The organism is Sandarakinorhabdus sp., assembly GCF_051860625.1.
Taxonomy (GTDB): domain Bacteria; phylum Pseudomonadota; class Alphaproteobacteria; order Sphingomonadales; family Sphingomonadaceae; genus Sandarakinorhabdus.
Window position 1 is genome coordinate 39,664 of record NZ_JBHYDQ010000011.1, and the last position, 21,217, is coordinate 60,880.

General features: G+C 67.1%; 19 protein-coding genes, 1 tRNA gene and 1 other RNA gene. 9 read left to right on the forward strand and 12 right to left on the reverse strand.

From position 1 onward, the window contains the following. Window positions 1-6 precede the first annotated feature (6 nt). Window positions 7-621 (reverse strand): ribonuclease D, encoded by a 615-nt coding sequence (locus ACTIEZ_RS11225; RefSeq protein ID WP_439546765.1) that lies wholly within the window; start codon window positions 619-621, stop codon window positions 7-9. A gap of 275 nt (window positions 622-896) precedes the next feature. Between ACTIEZ_RS11225 and ACTIEZ_RS11230 the strand changes: the two genes are divergently transcribed. The 3 genes from ACTIEZ_RS11230 to ACTIEZ_RS11240 all read left to right on the forward strand — a co-directional run bounded on the left by ACTIEZ_RS11230 (window position 897) and on the right by ACTIEZ_RS11240 (window position 2,107). After that, the gene (locus ACTIEZ_RS11230; RefSeq protein ID WP_439546766.1) at window positions 897-1,064 is read left to right on the forward strand and encodes a hypothetical protein; all 168 of its coding nucleotides are present in this window, start codon (window positions 897-899) and stop codon (window positions 1,062-1,064) included. A gap of 247 nt (window positions 1,065-1,311) precedes the next feature. Beyond that, window positions 1,312-1,659, forward strand: coding sequence for a hypothetical protein (locus tag ACTIEZ_RS11235; protein ID WP_439546767.1), 348 nt, complete (start codon window positions 1,312-1,314; stop codon window positions 1,657-1,659). A gap of 103 nt (window positions 1,660-1,762) precedes the next feature. Continuing rightward, window positions 1,763-2,107, forward strand: a complete 345-nt coding sequence (locus tag ACTIEZ_RS11240; RefSeq protein WP_439546768.1) for a ribose-phosphate pyrophosphokinase — start codon at window positions 1,763-1,765, stop codon at window positions 2,105-2,107. On the opposite strand, the gene ACTIEZ_RS11245 is transcribed toward ACTIEZ_RS11240, so the two are convergent. Continuing rightward, window positions 2,101-3,621 carry a DUF6600 domain-containing protein gene (locus ACTIEZ_RS11245; RefSeq protein WP_439546769.1) on the reverse strand — a complete coding sequence of 507 codons (1,521 nt, stop codon included), beginning with the start codon at window positions 3,619-3,621 and terminating at the stop codon, window positions 2,101-2,103. The genes ACTIEZ_RS11240 and ACTIEZ_RS11245 overlap by 7 nt on opposite strands. A gap of 95 nt (window positions 3,622-3,716) precedes the next feature. Beyond that, entirely contained in the window at window positions 3,717-3,869 is a 153-nt protein-coding gene (locus ACTIEZ_RS11250) for a hypothetical protein (RefSeq protein ID WP_439546770.1), read from the reverse strand. 145 nt (window positions 3,870-4,014) lie between these two features. Between ACTIEZ_RS11250 and ACTIEZ_RS11255 the strand changes: the two genes are divergently transcribed. Genes ACTIEZ_RS11255 through ACTIEZ_RS11265 form a run of 3 tightly spaced genes read left to right on the forward strand, consistent with a single transcriptional unit; the run spans window position 4,015 to window position 7,812 of the window. Continuing rightward, entirely contained in the window at window positions 4,015-5,193 is a 1,179-nt protein-coding gene (locus tag ACTIEZ_RS11255) for a glycosyltransferase (protein WP_439546771.1), read from the forward strand. Next, a complete protein-coding gene (locus ACTIEZ_RS11260; protein WP_439546772.1) occupies window positions 5,183-6,880 on the forward strand; it encodes a GMC family oxidoreductase in 1,698 nt (565 codons plus the stop codon). The genes ACTIEZ_RS11255 and ACTIEZ_RS11260 overlap by 11 nt, the downstream gene beginning before the upstream one ends. Beyond that, entirely contained in the window at window positions 6,868-7,812 is a 945-nt protein-coding gene (locus ACTIEZ_RS11265; RefSeq protein ID WP_439546773.1) for an aldo/keto reductase, read from the forward strand. The genes ACTIEZ_RS11260 and ACTIEZ_RS11265 overlap by 13 nt, the downstream gene beginning before the upstream one ends. Window positions 7,813-7,899: 87 nt before the next feature. Here the strand turns inward: ACTIEZ_RS11265 and ACTIEZ_RS11270 are convergent. From ACTIEZ_RS11270 to moaA, 3 genes are all read right to left on the reverse strand, one after another. Beyond that, window positions 7,900-7,974 (reverse strand) — tRNA-Asn (locus ACTIEZ_RS11270). Between the two features lie 58 nt (window positions 7,975-8,032). Then, window positions 8,033-8,797 (reverse strand): NAD kinase, encoded by a 765-nt coding sequence (locus ACTIEZ_RS11275; RefSeq protein WP_439546774.1) that lies wholly within the window; start codon window positions 8,795-8,797, stop codon window positions 8,033-8,035. Window positions 8,798-8,824: 27 nt separating this feature from the next. Further along, window positions 8,825-9,874: a GTP 3',8-cyclase MoaA gene (gene moaA / locus ACTIEZ_RS11280; protein ID WP_439546775.1), complete on the reverse strand. Its 1,050-nt coding sequence runs from the start codon at window positions 9,872-9,874 to the stop codon at window positions 8,825-8,827. A gap of 152 nt (window positions 9,875-10,026) precedes the next feature. Between moaA and ACTIEZ_RS11285 the strand changes: the two genes are divergently transcribed. Beyond that, entirely contained in the window at window positions 10,027-11,769 is a 1,743-nt protein-coding gene (locus tag ACTIEZ_RS11285; RefSeq protein WP_439546776.1) for an EAL domain-containing protein, read from the forward strand. On the opposite strand, the gene mfd is transcribed toward ACTIEZ_RS11285, so the two are convergent. Next, window positions 11,766-15,368, reverse strand: a complete 3,603-nt coding sequence (mfd, locus tag ACTIEZ_RS11290) for a transcription-repair coupling factor (protein ID WP_439546777.1) — start codon at window positions 15,366-15,368, stop codon at window positions 11,766-11,768. The two genes, ACTIEZ_RS11285 and mfd, sit on opposite strands and share 4 nt — an antisense overlap. Before the next feature lie 96 nt (window positions 15,369-15,464). Beyond that, a complete protein-coding gene (locus ACTIEZ_RS11295) occupies window positions 15,465-15,749 on the reverse strand; it encodes a succinate dehydrogenase assembly factor 2 (RefSeq protein ID WP_439546778.1) in 285 nt (94 codons plus the stop codon). Between the two features lie 91 nt (window positions 15,750-15,840). Between ACTIEZ_RS11295 and recG the strand changes: the two genes are divergently transcribed. Next, entirely contained in the window at window positions 15,841-17,898 is a 2,058-nt protein-coding gene (gene recG / locus ACTIEZ_RS11300; protein ID WP_439546779.1) for an ATP-dependent DNA helicase RecG, read from the forward strand. A gap of 45 nt (window positions 17,899-17,943) precedes the next feature. On the opposite strand, the gene rnpB is transcribed toward recG, so the two are convergent. Then, window positions 17,944-18,341: RNase P RNA component class A (gene rnpB / locus ACTIEZ_RS11305), an RNA gene on the reverse strand. Window positions 18,342-18,403: 62 nt separating this feature from the next. On the opposite strand from rnpB, the gene ACTIEZ_RS11310 reads away from it, so the two are divergent. After that, complete coding sequence (locus ACTIEZ_RS11310; RefSeq protein WP_439546780.1) at window positions 18,404-18,688, forward strand: DUF6522 family protein; 285 nt, start codon at window positions 18,404-18,406, stop codon at window positions 18,686-18,688. A 223-nt stretch (window positions 18,689-18,911) separates the two neighbouring features. Here ACTIEZ_RS11310 and ACTIEZ_RS11315 read toward each other — a convergent pair whose 3' ends face one another. Genes ACTIEZ_RS11315 through ACTIEZ_RS11325 form a run of 3 tightly spaced genes read right to left on the reverse strand, consistent with a single transcriptional unit; the run spans window position 18,912 to window position 21,171 of the window. After that, window positions 18,912-19,580 carry an N-acetylmuramoyl-L-alanine amidase gene (locus ACTIEZ_RS11315; RefSeq protein ID WP_439546781.1) on the reverse strand — a complete coding sequence of 223 codons (669 nt, stop codon included), beginning with the start codon at window positions 19,578-19,580 and terminating at the stop codon, window positions 18,912-18,914. Further along, window positions 19,577-20,461: a DMT family transporter gene (locus ACTIEZ_RS11320; protein ID WP_439546782.1), complete on the reverse strand. Its 885-nt coding sequence runs from the start codon at window positions 20,459-20,461 to the stop codon at window positions 19,577-19,579. The genes ACTIEZ_RS11315 and ACTIEZ_RS11320 overlap by 4 nt, the downstream gene beginning before the upstream one ends. Next, window positions 20,458-21,171 (reverse strand): TerB family tellurite resistance protein, encoded by a 714-nt coding sequence (locus ACTIEZ_RS11325; protein WP_439546783.1) that lies wholly within the window; start codon window positions 21,169-21,171, stop codon window positions 20,458-20,460. Before ACTIEZ_RS11325 ends, ACTIEZ_RS11320 begins: the two co-directional genes overlap by 4 nt. Window positions 21,172-21,217: the final 46 nt, after the last annotated feature.

A 21,217-nucleotide genomic window follows, 5' to 3' on the forward strand; every position in this document is an offset into this window, starting at 1 on the left:
CGGCCATCAGAGATGCGCGAAGATATCCTGTTCGGGCCAGCCCTTCAGATCAAGTTCGCAGCGGGTGGGCAGGAAATCGAAACAGGCCTGGGCGATGGCCGTGCGGCCTTCGCGGGCCAGCCGATCCTGCAGCACGTCGTGGGCGCGGTGCAGGTAGCGCACGTCGCTGGCGGCATATTCCTTCTGCGCGTCGCTGAGTTCACCGGCGCCCCAGTCGGATGATTGCTGCTGCTTGGAGATGTCGACGCTCAGCGTTTCGCGCAGCAGATCCTTCAGGCCATGGCGATCGGTGTAGGTGCGTACGAGTTTCGAAGCGATCTTGGTGCAGAAGACCGGCGTCGCCCACACGCCGAGATAGTGCTGGATCACCGCCACATCGAAGCGGGCGAAGTGCATCAGCTTCAACCGGGCCGGATCGGCGAGCACGGCCTTGAGATTGGGTGCGTCATACTGGCCCGCGGCGAACCTCACGAGATGTTCGTCACCCCGGCCGTCGCTGATCTGCAGCAGGCAGAGCCGGTCACGGTGCGGGTTCAGTCCCATGGTTTCGCTGTCGACGGCGACGGGGCCGGGGGCCAGCACGCCGGCGGGCAGGTCCCCTTCGTGGAGATATACAGTCATGGCGGTGGCGTTAGCAGGGGCCGGCGCATCTGTCATGCGATTGACGCGCCTGCCGGTTCGGCGTGTTACAGGTCTGTTACATTGGCTCGCTTTGTCCGGCCGATAGATACGGTTCATCGTGAAATCGCGATGCAGGAAAGCTGGCGTTCATGTTGGTGGGGCACAAGGCGGGGGGCCGACAGGGTGGTTCCGGAACGCCCGATCATGTTGGTTCTGCCCGGGGCGTGCACAGCCCCAGGTACCTCCACATACACCGATTAACCGAGGAGAGAATCATGAACGTCAAGATGATGTTGCTTGCCCCTGCCGCGTCCCTGCTGGCCCTGCCGGCTTTCGCTCAGCCGGCTCCGGCGCCGGAACCGCCGCAGGCACCAGAAGCGCCGCAGGAGCCGGAAGCTCCCAAGGCGCCGGAAGCGCCGACGCCGCCGAGCCCGCAGGCCTGATCACGTATCAGACTGTGCAACATGTGCCGGCCGGGCTCTCAGCCCGGCCGGCATTTTATTTGGGTCAGGGCTGACAATGGTCGGGGGGTGCATGATCGCAAGTTGGGCACGCTTGATCCCACCGCAGGCAACCAATCAACCGGCAATCGGTAAATCAGATGTCAGTTGGTTCAATTGATCAGCCGACGGTGCCGCAGCCAGAGAATGGCGCGGCGACAGTTGCTTAGCTTAATCATGGAGACGAATGATGACCCCGATGAAAATCATGCTGCTGGCCCCTGCAACAGCCTTGCTGGCCGTGCCAGCCTTGGCGCAGATGACCACCCGGCCGAATGATCCGATGACCCCCCAAACACCGACCGACAGGTCGCAGATGCGGACGGACCCCAGCAAGCCGGAGACGTCGGAAATGGAGAAGCGGGACAAGGCACAACGGCGCGCTGGGCAACAGCAGCCGGGCCAGCCGGAGGTGCCGCAACCGCCGCGTCGGCCGGAAGTGCCGCAGCCGATGACGCCGCCGGAAAACCCGACGTCGCCGATGCCGCTGCCAGCCCCGACTCCGCCGCCGCCGCCGCCGATCCCGCCGCAGGCGTGATCAACTCACCTGGCCGAGGCAGACAGCCTGCCGTTCGGGAACGACCCGGACGGCAGGTTTTTTTCTGATTCCGCTCTGGCGATGGCCATGGCAAGGGCCAGCGATGGTCGCGCCTGCGGATCTGCCTGAGGTGAAAGCGTTGCTGGTGGCGGCGGCGCGGGCCCGGCGTGACCTGTCCTATTCGGAAATGCTGCAGGCGTTGGGCTATCGTTTCAGCCGGCCGAAGATGCGCAGCCTGTGCCGGCTGCTCGATGCGATCGATGGGGCCGGACGGATCGACGGCGAGCCCGAACTGGCCGTGCTGGTGGTGCGCGAATCGGATCGGTTGCCGGGACAGGGCTGGTGGATCGGGCGCCGCGATGCACCCGCGACGTGGACCGGGCCCGACGCGCGCGCCTATGTGGCGGCGCTGCAGGCCCGGGCCTTCGCGCATTTTCAGGATCAATAGGGGTTGCGGCGGTCGTCGCTGCGGAAGCTTTCGCGTGCCGATCGGGATGGCTGGGTGCGCTGGGCCGGCGGGTCGCGCCGCTGCGGTTCGGTATAGCTGCGCTGCGGGCGCTGGCTGGGTTGCGCCTGCACCTGGGGTTGTGCTGGGGGTTGCGCCTGCGGTTGCGCCTGCACTGGGGGTAACTGGCGCATTTGGGGTTGCCGCATCTGGGGCTGGCGCATCTGGGGTGGCGGCGCCATCGCACCACCGATTGCGCCCGATACGCCGGCATTTGGCGGCTGCGGGCGATTGCGCCCAACTGGATTGCCGTTCCAGCCCCCTGGCCGACCGTCGCCGCGCACGCCATTCGGGCGGCCGTTGACGATCACATTGTCGCGGCGGCCGCCACCGTTCCAATTCTGCGGCGGGCGTTGCGGCTGGCCGGTCAGGTCACGGCCGATGCGATCGCCGACGCTGCCGGGCTGGCCCCGGCGCCGGTCGCCGGCCAACCCGTCACGCCGGGGATCGCCGGCCAACCCATCACGCCGCGGATCGCCGGCCAAGCCGTCACGCCGGGGATCGTTGGCGTTCCAGCCGTTGCGCCGGGGGCCATCGCCCATCCAGCCATTCCGGCGTGGATCAACACCGCCCCACTGGCCGCCTTGCTGGCCGCCCCACTGGCCGCGCCCCCACTGGTTGCCACCCCATTGCCCGCCATTATTGGCCCAGCCGGGATTGCGGCCCCGATTATAGCCCTGATTATAGCCCTGATTATAGCCGCGGTTGTTGTAGGCATAGCCATTCGGGCCAAAGCCGCGCCCCGGTGCGCGCCAGCCCCAATTGCGATCATAAGGCTGGTTCCAGCCCCAATAGGGCGTGTGCTGCCAGCGGCTGCGGCCCCAGTAATTGAAGCCCGTGTTCCACGGCAGGATGCCGCCGCCAAAGCCCCGGGCAAACAGGTTGCCGCGTGGCACCCACACCCAGGACGGACCGTACCATGAATTGAAATTGTCAAAGCCCCAACCGCCGCCAAAGCCGACGCCGACATTCCAGGCGATCCGCGGCGGGATCGGCGCCCAGCCGACCACTTCGTCAGCTTCGCGCCAGGCCACCCAGCTCGGGCCCCAGTTGGTGCCGGGGACCCAGACCCAGCCAATGGCCTGATCAAAGCCCCAGCGGCCATAATGATCGGTCGCCCAGCCCCAGGGATCGCCGGACATCCAGAAGCGATTGTCCAGCCATTGCCCGTTCTGATAGGGGCGCCAGCCCTGCGGTGCGGCCGGCTGAAAGGCCTGGCCCCACTGCGTCTGCACCCAGCGGCCATGCTGCGACAAAGGTTCGAAGAAGACATCGATGCTCGGCACGTCTTCCGGGCCCCACAGGGCGCCGGGCTGCGCTGGCCAATCGGTCGCAAAGCCCCCCATCACCGGTTGATAGCCGGCGGGATAGACAGGCGCGGAACCGGTGACCGCGCCCGGATAGGCACAACCACCCACGGCCAGGGCAAGCAACACGGCAAGCGTACGTGGGAACATCGGCAACTTGGCCTTTCACCAGAGGGTGAAATGAATGTCACACAGGCTGCATGTCGCCAGCATGAATGTTGCAGGGATGTTGCAATAAGGCCGATTCAAGCCAGGGCGCGCCAACCGACATAGCGCGCGGTGACGATCACCATCACCGCGAACAGCCGCCGCCACCTGATCAGGCCGCCACGCGATTCCACGGCATGACCGCGCGCAATCGCGCCATGCCGGACCAGCCGGAAACACCAGCGTTGCAAGGGTCGGGTGAAGGCCCGGACAGATGATCCGGCAGCTTGCGCGCGGCGCCAGGGCTGCCGGATTATCGTTGCAAATGGCACGTTCGCCCGATACGTCGTGTTGCCTCAGCCTGGCATCCTCCAAGGGTTTTGAACCAGAGCCGCCATGCGCAACATCCTCCACTGCATATCAGCCTATCCCGACCCGGTGGCCCCGGAAACCCGCGCGTCTTCGCTGTTGCTGGCGCTGACGCGGGACCGGTTCAACCATCAGGTCTTCAGCTTCAAGCGGGCGGGATGGCGCGGCCCCATCGCTGCGGTCGCGTTCGACGATGCGGCCGGCAGCGGGCATCAGGCCATGGTTTATGGCGCGCCGCCGGGCGGGCTGCGTCTGGCGCGGGCCATGGACGAACTGGCAGACTGGATCATCGCCGATGCCACGGCGCGCGGACTGCGGCCCGATCTGGTGCATGCACACAAGGTGTCGATGGATGGGCTGGTGGGCGCGCGGGTGGCGGCGCATTTCGGCGTGCCGCTGGCGCTGAGCGTGCAGGCGAATACCGATGAACGCATCATCACGGCGCGGCGGGATTTGCGCGTTGCCTATCGCGCGCTCTGGCAGAATGCGGCGGTGGTGTTTCCCTTTGCGCCCGCCGCGCTGGCCGCCATCGAACCGTTGTTGGGCACGCCGGCAGGCGCGGTGCGAATCCTGCCGTGCCCGACCCTGGCTGACAAGCTGCTGCCCCCGCGGCCGCGCGCCGACGGGGCTGCGCCGGTGATCCTGACCGCGTTCAACCTGGCCCATTATGCCAACAAGAATATTCGCGCCCTGCTCAAGGCCACGGCGCTGGCAGCACGCGATGTGCCGGATATTCGGCTGGATATCGTTGGCGGGGGCGATGCGTCGGCGTTCCTGAAAGTGTCGCAGATGGTTTCCGAACTGGCGCCCGGCCATGCCCGCCTGCTGGGCGCGCAGGATGGTTCGGCGATGCAGGCGCGGATGAACGCCGCCACGGCCTTTGCCATGCCGTCGCTGCGCGAAAGCTATGGGATGGTCTATGCCGAGGCGCTGCTGGCGGGCACGCCCTGCCTGCATTCGCAGGGGCGGGCGATCGACGGCCTGCTGCCCGAAGGCCAGATGACGTTGGGCTGTGACCCTGCGGACGTGCCGCAGATGGCCGCCGCCCTGGTGCGCCTGTGCCGTGACGAAGCGGCCTTCAAGGCGCGCATTGCCCTTGCCCAGGACGACGGCGGGCTGGAATTCCTGCGCCGCGACCATATTGCCGCGACCTATGCCGATGCCATGGCGGCCGTGTTGAGCCAAAGCCTGTCTGATGCTGCATGACACCCCCGACCACGCCAGCCTGACGGCGCTGGACGTGGATTTGACGGTGGTCGGCGGCGGCCCCGTCGGGTTGATTGCGGCCCTGGCGGCGCGGGCGCGGGGCGCCCGGGTGCTTGTGCTGGAAAGCGGCCTTCAGGCCCGCAGCGCGGCGATCCAGAGCCATCTGGATGACACCGTGCTGACGCCCGATACCCATCACGACGGCCCGATCACCAGCGCGCGGCGGCTGGGCGGAGCGGGCCATTTGTGGGGCGGGCGCTGCGTGCCCTATGATCCCATCGATTTCGTGCCCCGGCCCTGGCTGCCGGGCTGCGGGGCCGGATGGCCGCTGGCCGCCGCCGAGTTGGAACCGTGGCTGGCGCCGGCGCTGGAATATCTGGGCGCCGGGGCGGCGGTGTTTGAATCGCAATTGCCCGGCGATCTGGCCGGCAGGATCGCCCGGCCGAACGCGGATGGAACGCCGTCCGGATTTGTTGCGGACCGGCTGGAGCGCTGGACGAATGATCCGCGCATCGATCGGCGGCATCGCGATCAGATCGCCGGCGACCCTGACCTGCATGTCGCGCTGGGCTGCACGGTGACGGGTGCGCAGATCGTGGATGGCCGGGTGACAGCCCTGAAGCTCTGGACCGAAGCCGACGCACGCGTTGCAGACCTGCCGGCGCGCGAGGTGATCCTGGCTGGCGGCGGCGTTGCCACCACCCGCTTGCTGCTGGCGATCCAGGCCGAAAACCCGGCCTTGCTCGGCGGCCCGGACGGCCCGCTCGGGCGCCATTACATGGGCCATCTCAACGGCCAGATCGCCGATATCGTCATCGACGATGCGGCGTTTCACGGCCTCTTCGACTATTTTCGTGATGCCCACGGCAGCTATGTCCGCCGCCGGATCGCCCCGACGGACCGATTGCAAAGCGAAGCCGCGCTGAGCAATGTTGCGTTCTGGCCGGTGGTGCCGGAGATCGCGCAGGCAGACCATCGATCGGGGCCGCTGTCGGCGGTGTTTCTGGGCCTGTCGATGCCCTGGCTCGGGCCGCGGCTGATCGCCGAAGCCATCCGCCGCAAGCATATCGGCCCGCCGCCCTACCGGCGGGCGGCGCACCTGCGCAACCTTGTTGGCGATCCGGTCGGCACGCTGGGGTTCGTGCCGCGGTTCCTGTGGCAACGCTTTGGCGCGCGCGCCCGGGTGCCGGGGTTTTTCCTGCAGAATCCCGCGCGCCGCTATGGGCTGGAATTTCATGCCGAGCATCTTCCCGATCCCGAAAGCCGCATCACGCTGGATCCGACGCGGCGCGACCGCACCGGCCTGCCGCATGCCCGCATCGATTTCCGCTTCGCGCCGGCGGATACCGCCCCGATCCTGCGCGCCCACGCTGCGCTGGATGCCTGGCTGCGCGAACGCGGGCTGGGCCGGCTGATCTACCGCTATGGCCCCGACGTGCCCGAGCGCGGCATCCTGGTGGAGGCCAAGCATGGCAACCACCAGATCGGCACCGCCCGCATGGGCCGCACGGCAGCCGAAGGCGTGGTCGATCCGCAGTGCCAGTGCTTCGGGCTCGACAATCTGCATATTGCCTCGACAGCGGTGTTGCCCACATCATCGCAGGCCAACCCGACCCTTTCGGCGGTGCAACTGGCGCTGCGGCTGGTCGATACCCTGGCAAGGAGAGACGCGACATGGAAAGGATAAGGCTGGCCGGGCTGCAGGCCGATGTCTCCGCCCTGGGGTTCGGATGCGCCTCGCTGGGCAGCAGGGTGGGCGCGCAGGCCGGGCAGCGGCTGTTGGCCGAAGCGCTGGACTGCGGCATCGACTGGTTCGATCTGGCCCCGGCCTATGGCGGCGGCGCGGCGGAGACGATCTTTGCCGAGGCGCTGGCGCATCGCCGCGGCAGCCTGCACATCTGCACCAAGGTCGGGCTGCTGCCGCCGCCGCAGCCGGCCTGGAAGCGGGCGATCATGCCGGTGGCACGCGGCATGGTGGGTATGATCAAGCCGCTGCGCGCGAAAATCCGGCGCAGCGGGGTGACGGGCAATCGCGCGATCACCCTGACCCCGCAATTGCTGCGCGAAAGCCTGGAGCAGAGCCTGGTGCGGCTGCGGACCGACCATGTCGATCTCTATGCCCTGCACAATGCGACACCGGCCGCGCTGGGCGATGATGCCATCCTGCGCACGCTGGAGGACCTGCGCGCCAGCGGCAAGACCCGCGCGATTGCCGTTGCCTCCGATCAGACGGCGGCGCGGCTGGCAATGCAGGCCAACGGCGTGTTCGATGTGGCGCAGATGGCCCTTGCGGACATCACGCCCGAGATCAGGCAACAGGCAGCGGCAGCAGGCATGGGCCTGATCGCGCATTCCGTCTTCGGCGTGGATGCGGCCTTGGCGAAGGCCAAGGCACGGCTGGCCCAGGACCCCGATCTGGCCCGGCGGTTGGAGGCCAGCGGATTGCACAGCGCGGCCGATGCGCTGCTGTTGCAGGCCAGATTGCGCAACCCGCAAGGGATCATCCTGTGCTCGATGGTCTCACCGGCCAATCTGCGGGCGAACACAAAGCTGTTTGCCGGCGATTACGATGCGACGGCGCAAGGGCTGGTGCAGCAGTTGTTTGACGATCAGGCCTGAGGGCTGCCCCGTGTCCGGAATTTTCTGAAAACTGGCGAGACAGGGCGACTGCCGCCGTACGCTGGTGAAGCCAGTAACATCCCACGCTGGCTCCCCGGGCAGGATTCGAACCTGCGACCAGTCGATTAACAGTCGACTGCTCTACCGCTGAGCTACCGAGGAACAGCGTGGGAGCGCTCCCTTAGCGGCGCCGGCCGGGCTTGCCAAGCGGATTTGCAATTCAACTGGCGAACTGTTCCAGGCTGATGCGATCATCCAGTGCATATTCGGGATCGAACATCAGCGTCAGATTGATGTCGCGATCGATGGCGACCTTCACCTGGGCGACGTCGCGCACCTCCATCTGATCGGCCACCGCCGACACCGGGCGCTTGCGGGCTTCGCGAACTTCGAATTCGATGACGCTGGCGCCGGGCAGCAGGGCGCCGCGCCAGCGACGGGGGCGGAACGGGGAGATTGGCGTCAGCGCCAGCAGATCGGATTCCAGCGGCAATATCGGCCCGTTAGCGGACAGATTATAGGCGGTGGAGCCGGCCGCCGTGGACACCAGCACACCGTCGCAGATCAGTTCCTCCATGCGGGTCTTGCCATCGATGGCGATGCCGATCTTGGCGGCCTGGCGGGTTTCGCGCAGCAGGGACACCTCGTTGATGGCCGGAAAGGACACGTTGCGCCCCGAGGCGGTGGTGGCGGTCATGCGCAGCGGGTTGAGGGTGAAGCGTTTGGCCGCCTCGACGCGTGCCGGCAGATCCTTGGCGCGAAAATCATTCATCAGAAAGCCGACGGTGCCGCGGTTCATGCCGAACATCGGCTTTGGGTCTTTGAGTTGCAGCGCTTCGTGCAGGCAGTGCAGCAGGAATCCGTCGCCGCCCAGGGCCACCACCACATCAGCCTCCCGCACCGGCACGAAATCATGGCCTTGCCGCAGGGTTTCGGCAGCGGCGCGTGCGACATGGCTGTCCGATGCCAGCAGTGCGAGTTTCATTGCCTGTTTCCCCGTTTTTTCCGGTGCTCAGCCGCCGGTCATGCTCATGTGGCGTGCCACCGCCGGCCGCGCGCCGCGCCGATCGATCACGAAATCATGGCCCTTGGGCTTGCGTGCGATGGCTTCATCCAGCGCGGCATCCATGGCCGCCTGGTCACTGCCCACCCGGCGCACCACGGCGCGCAGATCGGCCTGATCGTCCTGGCCCAGGCACATGAACAATTGCCCGGTTGCGGTCAGCCGCACGCGGTTGCAGCTTTCGCAGAAATTATGGGTGAGCGGCGTGATGAAGCCCAGTTGCAGGCCGAGTTCTTCCACGCGCACATAACGTGCCGGGCCGCCGGTGCGCTGCGGCAGATCGGTGAGCGTATAGCGCTGCGCCAATTGCCGACGCACCGCCGACAGCGGCAGATACTGATCGACGCGGTCTTCGCCGATCTCGCCCAGTGGCATGGTTTCGATGAGGGTCAGATCATGGCCGCCTGCCGCCGCAAAGTGCATCAGCGCTTCGATTTCGTCGGCATTTTCATGGGCGAGCGCCACCGTGTTCAATTTCACCTGCAGGCCGGCGGCTTTGGCGGCCGCAATGCCGTCCAGCACCTGCGGCAGGCGGCCCCAGCGGGTGATGCGGGCAAATTTCTGTTCGTCCAGCGTGTCGAGGCTGATGTTGACGCGGCGCACGCCGGCGGCGAACAACGCCGGCGCATGGCGAGCCATCTGGCTGCCGTTGCTGGTCAGCGTCAATTCTTCCAGCGCGCCGGTTTTCAGGTGACGCGAGAGGCTGTTGACCAGATCGATGATGCCGCGCCGCACCAGCGGTTCGCCGCCGGTCAGCCGCAATTTGCGGGTGCCGCGGCGGATGAAGGCCGAGGCCACGCGATCGATTTCCTCCAGGCTGAGTACTTCGGATTTGGGCAGGAACTGCATGTCTTCGGCCATGCAATAGACACAGCGGAAATCGCAGCGATCGGTGACCGAAACCCGCAAATAGCTGATGGCGCGGCCAAACGGATCAACCAGTGGCGGCGCATCCGGCAGTGCCGGCGCAGGCTTGGATGCGGGCTGTTCACCAAACATGACCCGAGCCTGTGGCAGCCATGGCGAGGTTGGCAAGTGATTCGACCAATGCATGAATATTGTCGGGCGTTAAAATTGGCACGTGCAGGCTGACAATCGTTCATCATCGCGCTACGATGTAGACCGCGTTGTGGGGCAGGCTGTCGCGTTTCATGTGTCTCTTTAACTCCGAACCGGTGTTGATCGTCTCGCCGCGCTATGCCGATGATCTGGCAGCGATGGCGACGGCGGCTGGCCAGGTGCCGCGATTGGAGCGCCGTCCCGACGCGGCAGCAGCGCGATTTGCGGCAGAACCGGTGCGGGTGGTGGTGGTGGATGCGCGCGGCGCGCTGGCGGCCGGTTTGGCGGTGGCACGCGCGCTGGGGCCATCGGTGGAAGGCCGGCGCGGCGCCATGCTGGTGCTGCTGTCGCGCAGCGATGCCGATGCCACGGCGACGGCCAGTGCCGCCGGCGCAACATCGGTGCTGGTATCGCCGTTCGGATCAGACAGTTTTACCAATGCGTTGGCGCTGGCCGGGCGCCACGCGGCGCGGCTGGCGGCGGCGGCGGCAGCGCCGTTGCCATCGGATGCGCCGGGCGCCGATCGCCTGACCGGTCTGGCCACCGGCGAACGGCTGCAGTGCTGGCTTGCCGATCAGCGGGCCGCCGGGCAGCCGGCCGGGGTGATCGTGGTCGGGGTCGGGCGTTTCGCGCAGATCAACACCATCCATGGCCGCGATGTCGCCGATCGGCTGCTGGCGGCGATTGCCCGGCGACTGGGGCCGATTGCCGATGCCGGTCTGCACGGCGGCGAAGTGCGTCTGCTCGGCCGGCTGACGGCGGCGGAGTTTGCACTCGGCGTAGCGGGCGCGGCGGCGGCGCGCGGTATCGAGACGCTGGCGCGCTCGTTGCTGAGCAGTTTCGAACGGCCGTTTGCGGTTGATGACCGGTTGATCCATGTTTCGGGGCGCGCCGGTATTGCCTGGGACGATGGCCGCATGGCCGGCGAACCGGGCGCAGTGGCGGCTGGACTTTTGCGGGAGGCGGCGATTGCGCTGGCCGATGCGCGCAGCCGCGAACCGGGGGCGGTGGCGCGGTTTCTGCACGACAGCGTCGGGGCGGCGCTGGCGCTGCGGGTCGATCTGGAATCCGATCTGTTTCGCGCGCTGGCGGATGGCGATATCGCCGTGCTGTTTCAGCCGCTGTCGCGATTGTCGGATGGGCAGGTCGGCGGGGCGGAGGCGCTGGTACGCTGGGACCATCCGGTGCACGGGCGGCTGTCGGCGGCCACCCTGCTGGAGACTGCGGCGTCGGCGGAACTGGCCATCACGCTGGGCCGCCATATCCGGGCGCGCGCCATTGCGGCAGCCGCGGCGTGGACCGGGCCGCTGGCCAATCTGAAACTGTCGTTGAACGTCACGGCCGCCGATCTCGCCGATCCGCAGTTCATCGATACGCTGGCCACCGATCTGATCCAGGCCGGGCTGTCCCCGCACCGGCTGGTGGTGGAGGTGACCGAAGAGGCGATCATCAACGACATGGATGCGGCCGCCGCCACCTTGTCGCTGCTGCGCCGCGATGGGGTGGGGATTTCGCTCGATGATTTCGGCGCGGGATACTCCAGCCTGGCGCGGCTGGCGCGGCTGCCGGTGGACACGATCAAGCTGGATCGCAGCTTTGCCGCCGGACTGACCGGGTCGGAGCGGGAGCGGATCGTGGTGGAAGGCATGATCGCCACGGCACGGCGGCTGGGCCTGGCGGTGGTCGCCGAGGGCATCGAGGATGATGTGCAGATGGCGGCCGCGCGCGCCGCGGGCTGCCAGTGGGTGCAGGGCTTCTGCGTGGCGCCGCCGCTGGATGAAGCCGGGTTGGCGGCATTCTGTGCCAGCCGGCCGTTGCGGAGCAGCGTGGCCTAACGCCGGCCCAGCTTGGACTTGAAGATGGAGGGGCGGATCGGAACCCTGGGCAGCGCCTTGGGCGGCAAGGGTTTGGGCGCCGGCTTTGCAGACGGCTTCACCGTGGCACCGCCCGCAAGTTTCGCCAGTGCGGATGCGATCTGCAGAGCGCCCTTCAGCCGGGCGCGATCATCGCCCCAGTCCGCCGCGATGAAGAGTTTCTGATCCGGCCGGATCTTGGCGCGCGCGCCGAGCCGGTCGATATAGGCCATCAGGCCTTCCGGATTGCCGAAACGATCATCACGGAAGCTGACCAGTCCGCCCTTGCGCCCTGCCTCCAGCTTGGCGACGCCGGCAGCCAGACAGGCCAGCTTGATTTCGATGACGCTGAGCAGGTTTTCGGCTTCGGACGGCAGCGGCCCGAAGCGGTCGATCATCTCGGCGGCGAGGCCATCGATGGCGGGGCGGCCGTCCAGTTCGTTCAGGCGGCGATACAGCGCCATGCGCACGTTCAGATCGGGCACATAATGTTCGGGGATCAGGATCGGCACTTCGGCGGTGATCTGGGGGCTGAAGGCTTCGGCGGGCGGCTTCATGCCGGCAGCTTCGGCGCGGGCCTCCAGGATGGCTTCCTCCAGCATGGATTGATACAGCTCGAAGCCGATCTCCTTGATATGGCCGGATTGTTCGTCGCCCAGCAGATTGCCGGCGCCGCGTTGATCAAGATCATGGCTGGCGAGCTGAAACCCGGCGCCGAGCGTGTCGAGTTGGCTGAGCACTTGCAGGCGCTTTTCGGCGCCTTCGGTGATGCTCTGGCCGTCCGCCGTGGTGAGATAGGCATAGGCGCGGGTCTTGCCGCGGCCGACGCGGCCGCGGATCTGATAGAGTTGCGCCAGGCCGAAGCGATCGGCGCGATAGACGATCAGCGTGTTGGCGGACGGAATATCGAGGCCGGATTCAATGATGGTCGTCGACAGCAGCACATCATAGCGCTTGTCGTAGAACGCGCTCATCCGCTCCTCGACTTCGCTTGGCGCCATCTGGCCATGGGCGGCGATCGGTTTCACTTCCGGCACCTGTTCGCGCAGGAATTGCTCGATATCCGGCATGTCGGAAATGCGGGGGCAGACGATGAAGCTCTGGCCGCCGCGATAATGTTCGCGCAGCAGCGCTTCGCGGATCACCACCGGATCGAACGGCATCACATAGGTGCGCACCGCAAGGCGATCGACCGGCGGCGTGGCGATCACCGACATTTCGCGCAGGCCCGTCAGCGCCATCTGCAGCGTGCGCGGGATCGGCGTGGCGGTCAGTGTCAGCACATGCACATCGGCCTTGAGCGACTTCAGCCGTTCCTTGTGGACGACGCCGAAGCGCTGTTCCTCATCGACGATCACCAGCCCCAGCCGCTTGAATTCGATGCTCTTGGCCAGCAGCGCGTGGGTGCCGACAACGATATCGGCGGTGCCATCGGCCAGTTTCTCGCGGGCGGACTTTGCATCGGCGGCGTTGACCAGGCGGGACAGATGCTTGACCTCCACCGGCAGCCCGGTGAAGCGCTCCCGGAAATTCTGGTGATGCTGGCGCGCCAGGAGCGTGGTCGGGCAGACCACGGCGACCTGCATCCCCGACAGCGCTGCTGCATAGGCGGCGCGCAATGCCACTTCGGTCTTGCCGAAGCCGACATCGCCGCACACCAGCCGATCCATCGGGCGGCCGGAGGTGAGATCGTCGATGACATCGCCAATGGCCTTCAACTGGTCGTCGGTCTCGGCATAGGGGAAGCGATCGACAAAGGCGGCCATGCCGTGCGCGTCGATATTCACGGCCTCGCCTTCGCGCAGGGCGCGCGCTGCCGCGGTGGCCAGCAATTCGCCGGCAATCTCGCGGATGCGGTTCTTCATCCGCGCCTTGCGGCTGCTCCAGGCGACGCCGCCCAGCTTGTCGAGGCCGACGCCGTCACTGTCGCTGCCATAGCGGCTCAGCACGTCGATATTCTCGACCGGCACATAGAGCTTGTCGCCGCCGTCGTAGCTGAGGGCAACGCAATCATGCGGCTTGCCGCCGATCGGGATGGCGAGCAGGCCATCATAGCGGCCGATGCCATGATCGCGGTGGACGATCAGATCACCGGGGCTGAGCATCGCCAGTTCGGCCATGAATGCATCGGCCTTGCGCGCCGAACGGGCCTTGCGGACGAGACGGTCGCCCAGCATGTCCTGCTCGGTGAGCAGGGTCAGACTGCCGCGCAGTTCCGCCAGCGTGAAGCCGTGATCCAGCGGCAAGACGGTGAGCACGATGGCGCCGGCGGCGGCCTGGCCCAAGGCTTCCTGCCAGTGATCGGCGATTGCCAGCCGGTTCATGCCTTCGTCGACCAGCAGGCCGCGCAGACGCTCGCGGGCGCCGGCGGAATAGCTGGCGAGGATGACGCGGTCGCCGGCGGCGCGGCGTTCCTCGACATGCGACAGGATCGCGGCATAGACCGGCGGGCCGCCGTTGGCCTGCGCGACGCGTTCCGGCGCGAAATCGCGGGCCGCTGCCGCGCCGCAATCGATGGCGAACAAGGTGCCATCGGCGACATCGTGCGGGGAGGTGGCGTGGACCTTGTGTGCGCTGAGCCGCTCGGCCCATTCGGCGGGTGACAGGTAGAGCGCGTCGGCCGCCAGCGGGCGGTAGCTGCCCTTTTTCTGGCTGAGCGCGGCGACGCGATTGTCGTGATAATCGGCGATGGCCTCGAAACGGTCGGCGGCGGCCCCATCGGCGCCGTGATCGCGCACCAGCAGATCATCCGCGCCAATCCAGTCGAAGATGGTGACGAGGCCAGGCTCGAACAGCGGCAACCAATGTTCCATGCCGGCGAGACGGCGGCCGTCGCTGACCGCTTCGTAGAGTGGATCGCCGGTGGCGGTGGCGCCGAAGCGTTCGAGCCAGCCAGCGCGGAAGGCCTTGATGCGGGCTTCATCGAGCAGCACTTCGGAGACGGGCAGCAGATCGAAGCCGTCGGCTGGCCCCAGGCTGCGCTGGCTGGCGGGGTCGAAGCGGCGGATGCTTTCGATCTCGTCACCGAAGAAATCGAGGCGCAGGCCGTGATCGGCGCCGGCCGACATCACATCGACCAGCCCGCCGCGCAGCGCATATTCGCCGGCCTCCACCACCGTATCGACCCGCACATAGCCGTTGGCCGCAAGTTTCAGCGCCAGGGCGTTGCGATCGATCTGGCTGCCGGGTTTCAGGCGGGCGGACAGGCTGGCGACACGGGATTTGGGCAGCACGCGCTGGGTGATCGCGTTGACGGTGGTGACCACCAGTTGCGCGCCCGCCGGCCGTTCGGTGAGCGCGGCGAGGGCGGCGACGCGGTCAGACGCGCTTTTCAGCGAAGGTGAGGCGCGGTCATAGGGGAGGCAATCCCAGGCCGGCAGCATCAGCACGGCGATTTCCGGCGCGAAATAGGCTGCGGCTTCGGCGACGGCGCGGGCCTGGGATTCGTCGGCAGCGATGAACCAGGCGCGGCCCTTTGCGGCTCGCGCGGCGTCGGCCATCAGCCACGGCAGGTAGCCGCCGGCACAGCGCGCCAGCGTGACGGCACGCGGCGCAGCGACGAAGCGGGGCAGATCGATCAATTAACCCCTCTCCCTTCAGGGGAGAGGGAGGGTGTGTGGGTACCCCTCACCCCGCTCGCCTGCGGCGAGTCGCCCTCTCCCCCAAGGGGAGAGGGGTCAACGGGTGACTTCGACATAATCGAGCTTTTTCAGGGCCTGCATCCACGCGTTGTCCAGATGTGGCGGCACTTCGGCGGTGCCGAACGCCCAGGCCAATATGTCCACATCCTGTTCCTGCAGGACGATTTCGAACCAGGCCATCGCCGCTTCGTCGAAATCCTGATGGTGGCGCTCGAAGAAGCCGCCGACCACCAGATCGGCTTCTTTCGTGCCGCGATGATCGGCGCGGTAGCGGGCGCGGCGCAGGCGCAGCTCCATCGATTCCGGCTGGTTGTCGTTCATGGTGGCCCGCCTTCCAAACAGGATTGCCCAAAGCAGATTTCCACGCTGGCGTTCCAAACGGCCGGCGTGGTGCTATTACGGTCGCAATACCATGCGCCCGGACATCCTCAACCCCCTGTTCGCCGAAGTGGCTGCGCTGAAAGGTGTCGGGCCGTCGCAGGTGCGGCAACTGGCGCGGCTGAAGATCGCGCGAGCGATCGATCTGGCGTTCCATCTGCCGGTGATGATGATCGATCGGCTGGCAGTGGATGCGCTGGATGAAAGCCTGGTCGGCCGGCCGGTGGTGGTGCCATTGACCCCGGCGCGGCATGATCGTGGCGGCCCGCGCAGCCCCTTGCGGGTCGCGGCAGTGGACCGCGGCGGGCAGTGGGTGGACCTGGTGTTTTTCGGCCAGAGCGCGACTTGGGCGCAGACGCGGCTGCCGATCGGCGTCGAAAAGCGCATAATCGGCAAGCTCGATCGTTATGGCCAGAAATTGCAGATCGCGCATCCCGATGTGCAGGCGCTCGACGGCCCGGCACCGCCGCCGGAGCGCGAGGCGGTCTATCCGCTGACCGAGGGCTTCACCAACAAGCGCATGGCGCAACTGGTGGGCGAGGCGCTGGGCCGGGTACCGGCCATGACGGAATGGATCGAGCCAAGCGTGATTGCGCGCGCCGGCTGGGCCGGATTTGCCGACAGCCTGGCCGCCGCACACCGGATGGACGGGGGGCGTGATCGGCTGGCCTATGATGAATTGCTGGCCAACCAGTTGGCGCTGCTGCTGGTGCGGGCCGACACGCGCGCGCGGCGCGGGCGGGCGCTGGCGGGGGATGGCCGGCTGACGGATCGCTTGCTGGCCGGGCTGCCGTGGAATTTGACGGGCGCGCAACAGCGGGTGCTGGGCGAGATTACCGGTGACATGGCGCAGGCGCAGCCGATGTTGCGGCTGCTGCAGGGCGACGTCGGATCGGGCAAGACGCTGGTCGGGCTGGTGGCGATGCTGACCGCAGTGGAGGCCGGCACCCAGGCCGCGCTGCTGGCGCCCACCGAGATCCTGGCACGCCAGCATCACGCAACACTGGTGAAGCAGGCGGCGGACTTGCCGGTGCGGATCGCGCTGCTGACCGGGCGCGACAAGGGCAAGGCACGCGAGGCGCTGCTGGCCGATCTGGCCGAAGGGCGCATCGATATCCTGATCGGCACCCACGCGATTTTTCAAGACACGGTCGCCTATCGCGACCTCGGGCTGGTGGTGGTCGATGAACAGCATCGTTTCGGGGTGGCGCAGCGGCTGTTGCTGGCCAGCAAGGCGCGCGTGCCGCCGCATGTGCTGGCGATGACCGCAACGCCGATCCCGCGCAGCCTGGCACTGACCCGCTTTGGTGAAATGGACCAGAGCATAATCGATGAACGCCCGCCCGGCCGCCAGCCGATCGACACACGGGTGATGGCCGCCGCGCGCATCGATGAGGTGACCGCCGCGCTGGCCCGGCACCTGGAGGGCGGCGGCCAGGCCTATTATGTCTGCCCGCTGGTCGATGGCACCGAGGATGAGGACGAAGCTGCCGCCACCACGCGCGCGGCGTTCCTGAAGGCGCGGCTGGGGGAAGGGCGGGTCGGCCTGGTGCATGGCCGCATGAAAGGGCCGGACAAGGATGCCGTGATGGCGGATTTTGCTGCCGGCAAGCTGGGGCTGCTGGTGGCGACGACGGTGATCGAGGTGGGGGTGGATGTGCCCAACGCCACGTTGATGATCATCGAGGCGGCGGAGCGCTTTGGCCTGGCGCAGTTGCACCAGTTGCGGGGCCGGGTCGGGCGCGGGGCAGGGCACAGCGTGTGCCTGCTGCTGCGCGGCGATGAGCTGTCGGAGACGGCGCGGGCGCGGTTGAAATTGCTGCGCGAGACGGGTGACGGGTTCCGCATTGCCGAGGCCGATCTGAAGCTGCGCGGGCCGGGGGAGATTCTGGGGACGCGCCAATCGGGGGAGGAGGCGTTTCGCTTTGCCGATCCGGTGCGGGTGCAGCAGTTTGTGACCATGGCACGCGATGATGCGCGGCTGCTGCTGGAGCGCGATGGCGGGCTGGCGGGGCCGCGCGGGCAGGCAGCGCGGGTGTTGTTGTATCTGTTTGAACGGGATGCGGGGGTGGCGTTGCTGCGGTCGGGATAGCTTTTCCCCTCCCGCTTGCGGGAGGGGAGCAAGGAGGGCGGCGATGCGATCACGCCGTCTGTAAGCCGGGTTCTGTACTGCAAAGTGCAGCGGCGACCATTCCTCTCGGACGGCGGTTGCCCGCCGCCTCCAGCAACCAACCCGGATGACTGGGCCGGTTCCTGCCCTGCGAGCCGAGGCCCGCGCGCCATCCCTATTCGGTCTTGCTCCCGGTGGGGTTTGCCGTGCCGCTTTGGTTGCCCATCGCGCGGTGCGCTCTTGCCGCACCGTTTCACCCTTGCCTGTCCTGCCGTTACCAGCAGCCATCGGCGGTCTGTTCTCTGTGGCACTGTCCCTGATCCGGCTTTTACACCGAACCGCCGGGCGTTACCCGGCACCGCGTTCCGTGGAGCCCGGACTTTCCTCGGCAGAATAAATCCTGACGCGGCCGCCCGACGACGTGATCGCAGTGTTCATATGGTCTTTTCCGATGATTCGCGCCACTGCTGTACGAAAGGGATTGGGCATGATCGAGATCGAAGGGACCGGCCAGAGCTTCACCGTGCCGGCGGAATTGATTGCGCAGGGGCTGAAGCTGGCGCCGGAAGCGGTGCAGCCGATGCTGGCCGGGCGTCAGATCAGCACCTGGGTCGAAGCCGGCGTGGACGCGGATTTCGGCACGTTCCGGCTGACGTTTGCCAACGACAAGCGCCGTCTGCGGGTGATCGTCGATGCGCTGGGCAGCATCGTTTCGCACAGCACATTGGATTTCGGCGGCCATGACCTACCCCCCGGTGCGCGCAGACCCTGACCAGGTGGCACATGTTGCCGCAGTAACATTACACAGTTGCAATGTTGGCCCGATCTGAGGCATATGGAAATTGTCGGGCCGGCATCCCCCCGTTTTTGCCGGCACCGCTGGCTGGCCAAATGGTCAGCCACCGCACATGTGATGGCCCTCCCCCCTGTTTTGGGCCATCCGCGGAAAACAACTGGCGGCCAGCCTCCCCCTCGGTGGGCTGGCCGCCTTTTCTTTACAGCCCTTCCGCCACCAGCAGGCCGCGCAAGATCTGCCGGCATTCGGCGTCGATGGTGCCGTCCAGCTTTGCCGGGCGATGGCGGCGCTGGAAGGCGATCACGGCTTCGGTGGGCGCGGTGATATCATAGCCATAGCGGGCCAGCGCCGCCAGGAAGCCGGGGTCGGTCCAGCCGGGGTCGAGGCTGGGCGCCGGGGTTGCCGCCAGGCCGAGCGCGGCGAGTCGCGGCCAATCGAACAGTTCGCCGGGGTCCTGCTTGCGGGTGGGGGCGATGTCGCTGTGCCCGACCACATTGGCCGGCGCGATGCGGTGGCGGGCGACGATTTCGGTTACCAGCGCCACCACCGCATCCATCTGCGGGCGCGGGTAGGGGACATAGCCGAATTCGTGGCCGGGATTGACGATCTCGATGCCGATGCTGGCGCTGTTGATATCGGTGATGCCGCGCCACCAACTTCGGCCGGCGTGCCAGGCGCGGTTCGCTTCCGCCACCATCTGCAGCACGGTGCCGTCTTCGGCGACGACATAGTGGGCGGAAACCTTGGAGGCGGGATTGGCCAGCCAGTCGATGGCGGCGTCGCCTGATTGCATGCCGGTATAGTGCAGCACCAGCATCGCGATGGGCGTTTTGCGCGTGTCGAAATTCGGGCTCGGGCGGGTAATCATAATGGCTCCACCGGTGCATCGCTGTCCCGGCGTTGCGCCGTGCGGAAGGTGATGATGGCGACACCCACCAATGTCAGCAAGCCGCCGACCAGCATCTGGCCCGTGATCGGCGTGTTGTAGACGGCGATCGCCACGCCGACGGAGATCAGCGGCGTGGGCAGGGTGAGCGGCGACACCACCGCCACCGGATAGCGTTGGAACAGCCAGGTCATGCCGCCATGGCCGACCACCGAGGACAGGATCGCCGAATAAGCCACCCAGCCCCAGGTGCTGAGCGGCAATTGCGGGATGGCGGCCAGCCGCTCAGGTTCCACGACCCAGGCTGCAGCCAGCATCACCGGCACCGAAATCAGCCCCAGCCAGGCGTGGATGGTCAGCACCGGTACGCCGGCCAGCGAGCGGAACAGCAGATTGCCGCCAGCCCAGCACAGGGCAGCGCCCACGGTGAGCAACAGGCCAAGCCGTTCATCAGCAATGGCCGGATCGAAACTCATCACCACTGCGCCGGAAATGGCGATGGCGATGGCGGTGATGCGCGGCCAGCGGATGCGTTCCTTGAAGAATATCACTGCCAGGATCAGGCTGAACGGCACCCCCAGTTGCCCGACGATCGACAGCGCCGACAGATTGTCGGCCACCGCAAAGCTGATGGCGCCCAGCGTCATGAAGCCGGCGCCGGCGACCAGCCCGGTCGCGAGGATGATATGCATGCGCCCCGGCAGCCAGCGGATGAACGGCAGGCAGACCAAGGTGGCGACGACATAGCGCAGCAGCACCGCCACCAGCGGGCCGGCGGTGGTCACCGCTTCCTTTACGGCCACGATATTGCAGGCCCAGATACAGTCGATGGCCAGGATCATGGCGAGATGGCTGGGTTTCATCGTCGCCTGCCCGTGAGTTGATCGTAAGCGGCGTTGATGCTGGCCATGCGCAGTTCCGAAACGCGGATGAACTCCGTCGGCACGCCTTCGGCCAGCGCGCGGTCGGGGTGATAGCGTTTCACCAGCGCATGATAAGCGGCCTTGATGGTGGCGGCATCGGCGCCGGGCTCGACACCCAGCACTGCCCAATGATCGTCGGCGGCCGGCGCCATGTGGCGGCGGCGGATACGGGCCTGATCGGCCGCATCAAAGCCCAGCAAGGTCGCCACACGTTCAAGATAGACCAGTTCGGCCGGGTGAAAGCCATCGACCGCCGCGATCAGCCATAGCGCATCGAGCAGATCCTCGAGCGTTGGCGATCCCGGCCCGAGCAGATCGGCGGCCTGGCGGGCATAGGCTTCGAATCCGGCGGTGGAAGCCTTGGCCAGATCATAAAATCGCTGCACATTGCCGGCCTCAGTGGGATCGACGCGAAACAGCCGTTGAAAGGTGGCAAATTCCGCGGCGGTCGCTTCGCCATCGGCGATGGCCATCTTGGCGGCCAAAGCGATGGCGGCAATGGTGAAGGCGACCTGACGCTGCCCCGGCCTGGCGGTGCGGGCGCGCGCCAGATCGATGGCACTGCCGGCCGCGGCGCCGGCCAGGCCGCCGATCGGCCCACCGATCACCAACCCGATGGCGGTGCCGGCCAGAGTTGCCCAGATGCTCATGCCCAGCGGCTTAGGCGATTACGCCGTACCGCGAAAGCATGCCCGG

What these genes read in the sequence shown, in the direction of transcription:
- recG (WP_439546779.1), top strand. Translation starts at nt 15,841, where the DNA reads ATGCGCCCGGACATCCTCAACCCCCTGTTCGCCGAAGTGGCTGCGCTG.
- ACTIEZ_RS11275 (WP_439546774.1), bottom strand. Translation starts at nt 8,797, where the DNA reads ATGAAACTCGCACTGCTGGCATCGGACAGCCATGTCGCACGCGCCGCT.
- moaA (WP_439546775.1), bottom strand. Translation starts at nt 9,874, where the DNA reads ATGTTTGGTGAACAGCCCGCATCCAAGCCTGCGCCGGCACTGCCGGAT.
- ACTIEZ_RS11230 (WP_439546766.1), top strand. Translation starts at nt 897, where the DNA reads ATGAACGTCAAGATGATGTTGCTTGCCCCTGCCGCGTCCCTGCTGGCC.
- ACTIEZ_RS11295 (WP_439546778.1), bottom strand. Translation starts at nt 15,749, where the DNA reads ATGAACGACAACCAGCCGGAATCGATGGAGCTGCGCCTGCGCCGCGCC.
- ACTIEZ_RS11325 (WP_439546783.1), bottom strand. Translation starts at nt 21,171, where the DNA reads ATGAGCATCTGGGCAACTCTGGCCGGCACCGCCATCGGGTTGGTGATC.
- ACTIEZ_RS11245 (WP_439546769.1), bottom strand. Translation starts at nt 3,621, where the DNA reads ATGTTCCCACGTACGCTTGCCGTGTTGCTTGCCCTGGCCGTGGGTGGT.
- ACTIEZ_RS11225 (WP_439546765.1), bottom strand. Translation starts at nt 621, where the DNA reads ATGACTGTATATCTCCACGAAGGGGACCTGCCCGCCGGCGTGCTGGCC.
- ACTIEZ_RS11265 (WP_439546773.1), top strand. Translation starts at nt 6,868, where the DNA reads ATGGAAAGGATAAGGCTGGCCGGGCTGCAGGCCGATGTCTCCGCCCTG.
- ACTIEZ_RS11260 (WP_439546772.1), top strand. Translation starts at nt 5,183, where the DNA reads ATGCTGCATGACACCCCCGACCACGCCAGCCTGACGGCGCTGGACGTG.
- ACTIEZ_RS11315 (WP_439546781.1), bottom strand. Translation starts at nt 19,580, where the DNA reads ATGATTACCCGCCCGAGCCCGAATTTCGACACGCGCAAAACGCCCATC.
- ACTIEZ_RS11255 (WP_439546771.1), top strand. Translation starts at nt 4,015, where the DNA reads ATGCGCAACATCCTCCACTGCATATCAGCCTATCCCGACCCGGTGGCC.
- ACTIEZ_RS11320 (WP_439546782.1), bottom strand. Translation starts at nt 20,461, where the DNA reads ATGAAACCCAGCCATCTCGCCATGATCCTGGCCATCGACTGTATCTGG.
- ACTIEZ_RS11310 (WP_439546780.1), top strand. Translation starts at nt 18,404, where the DNA reads ATGATCGAGATCGAAGGGACCGGCCAGAGCTTCACCGTGCCGGCGGAA.
- ACTIEZ_RS11285 (WP_439546776.1), top strand. Translation starts at nt 10,027, where the DNA reads ATGTGTCTCTTTAACTCCGAACCGGTGTTGATCGTCTCGCCGCGCTAT.
- ACTIEZ_RS11235 (WP_439546767.1), top strand. Translation starts at nt 1,312, where the DNA reads ATGACCCCGATGAAAATCATGCTGCTGGCCCCTGCAACAGCCTTGCTG.
- ACTIEZ_RS11240 (WP_439546768.1), top strand. Translation starts at nt 1,763, where the DNA reads ATGGTCGCGCCTGCGGATCTGCCTGAGGTGAAAGCGTTGCTGGTGGCG.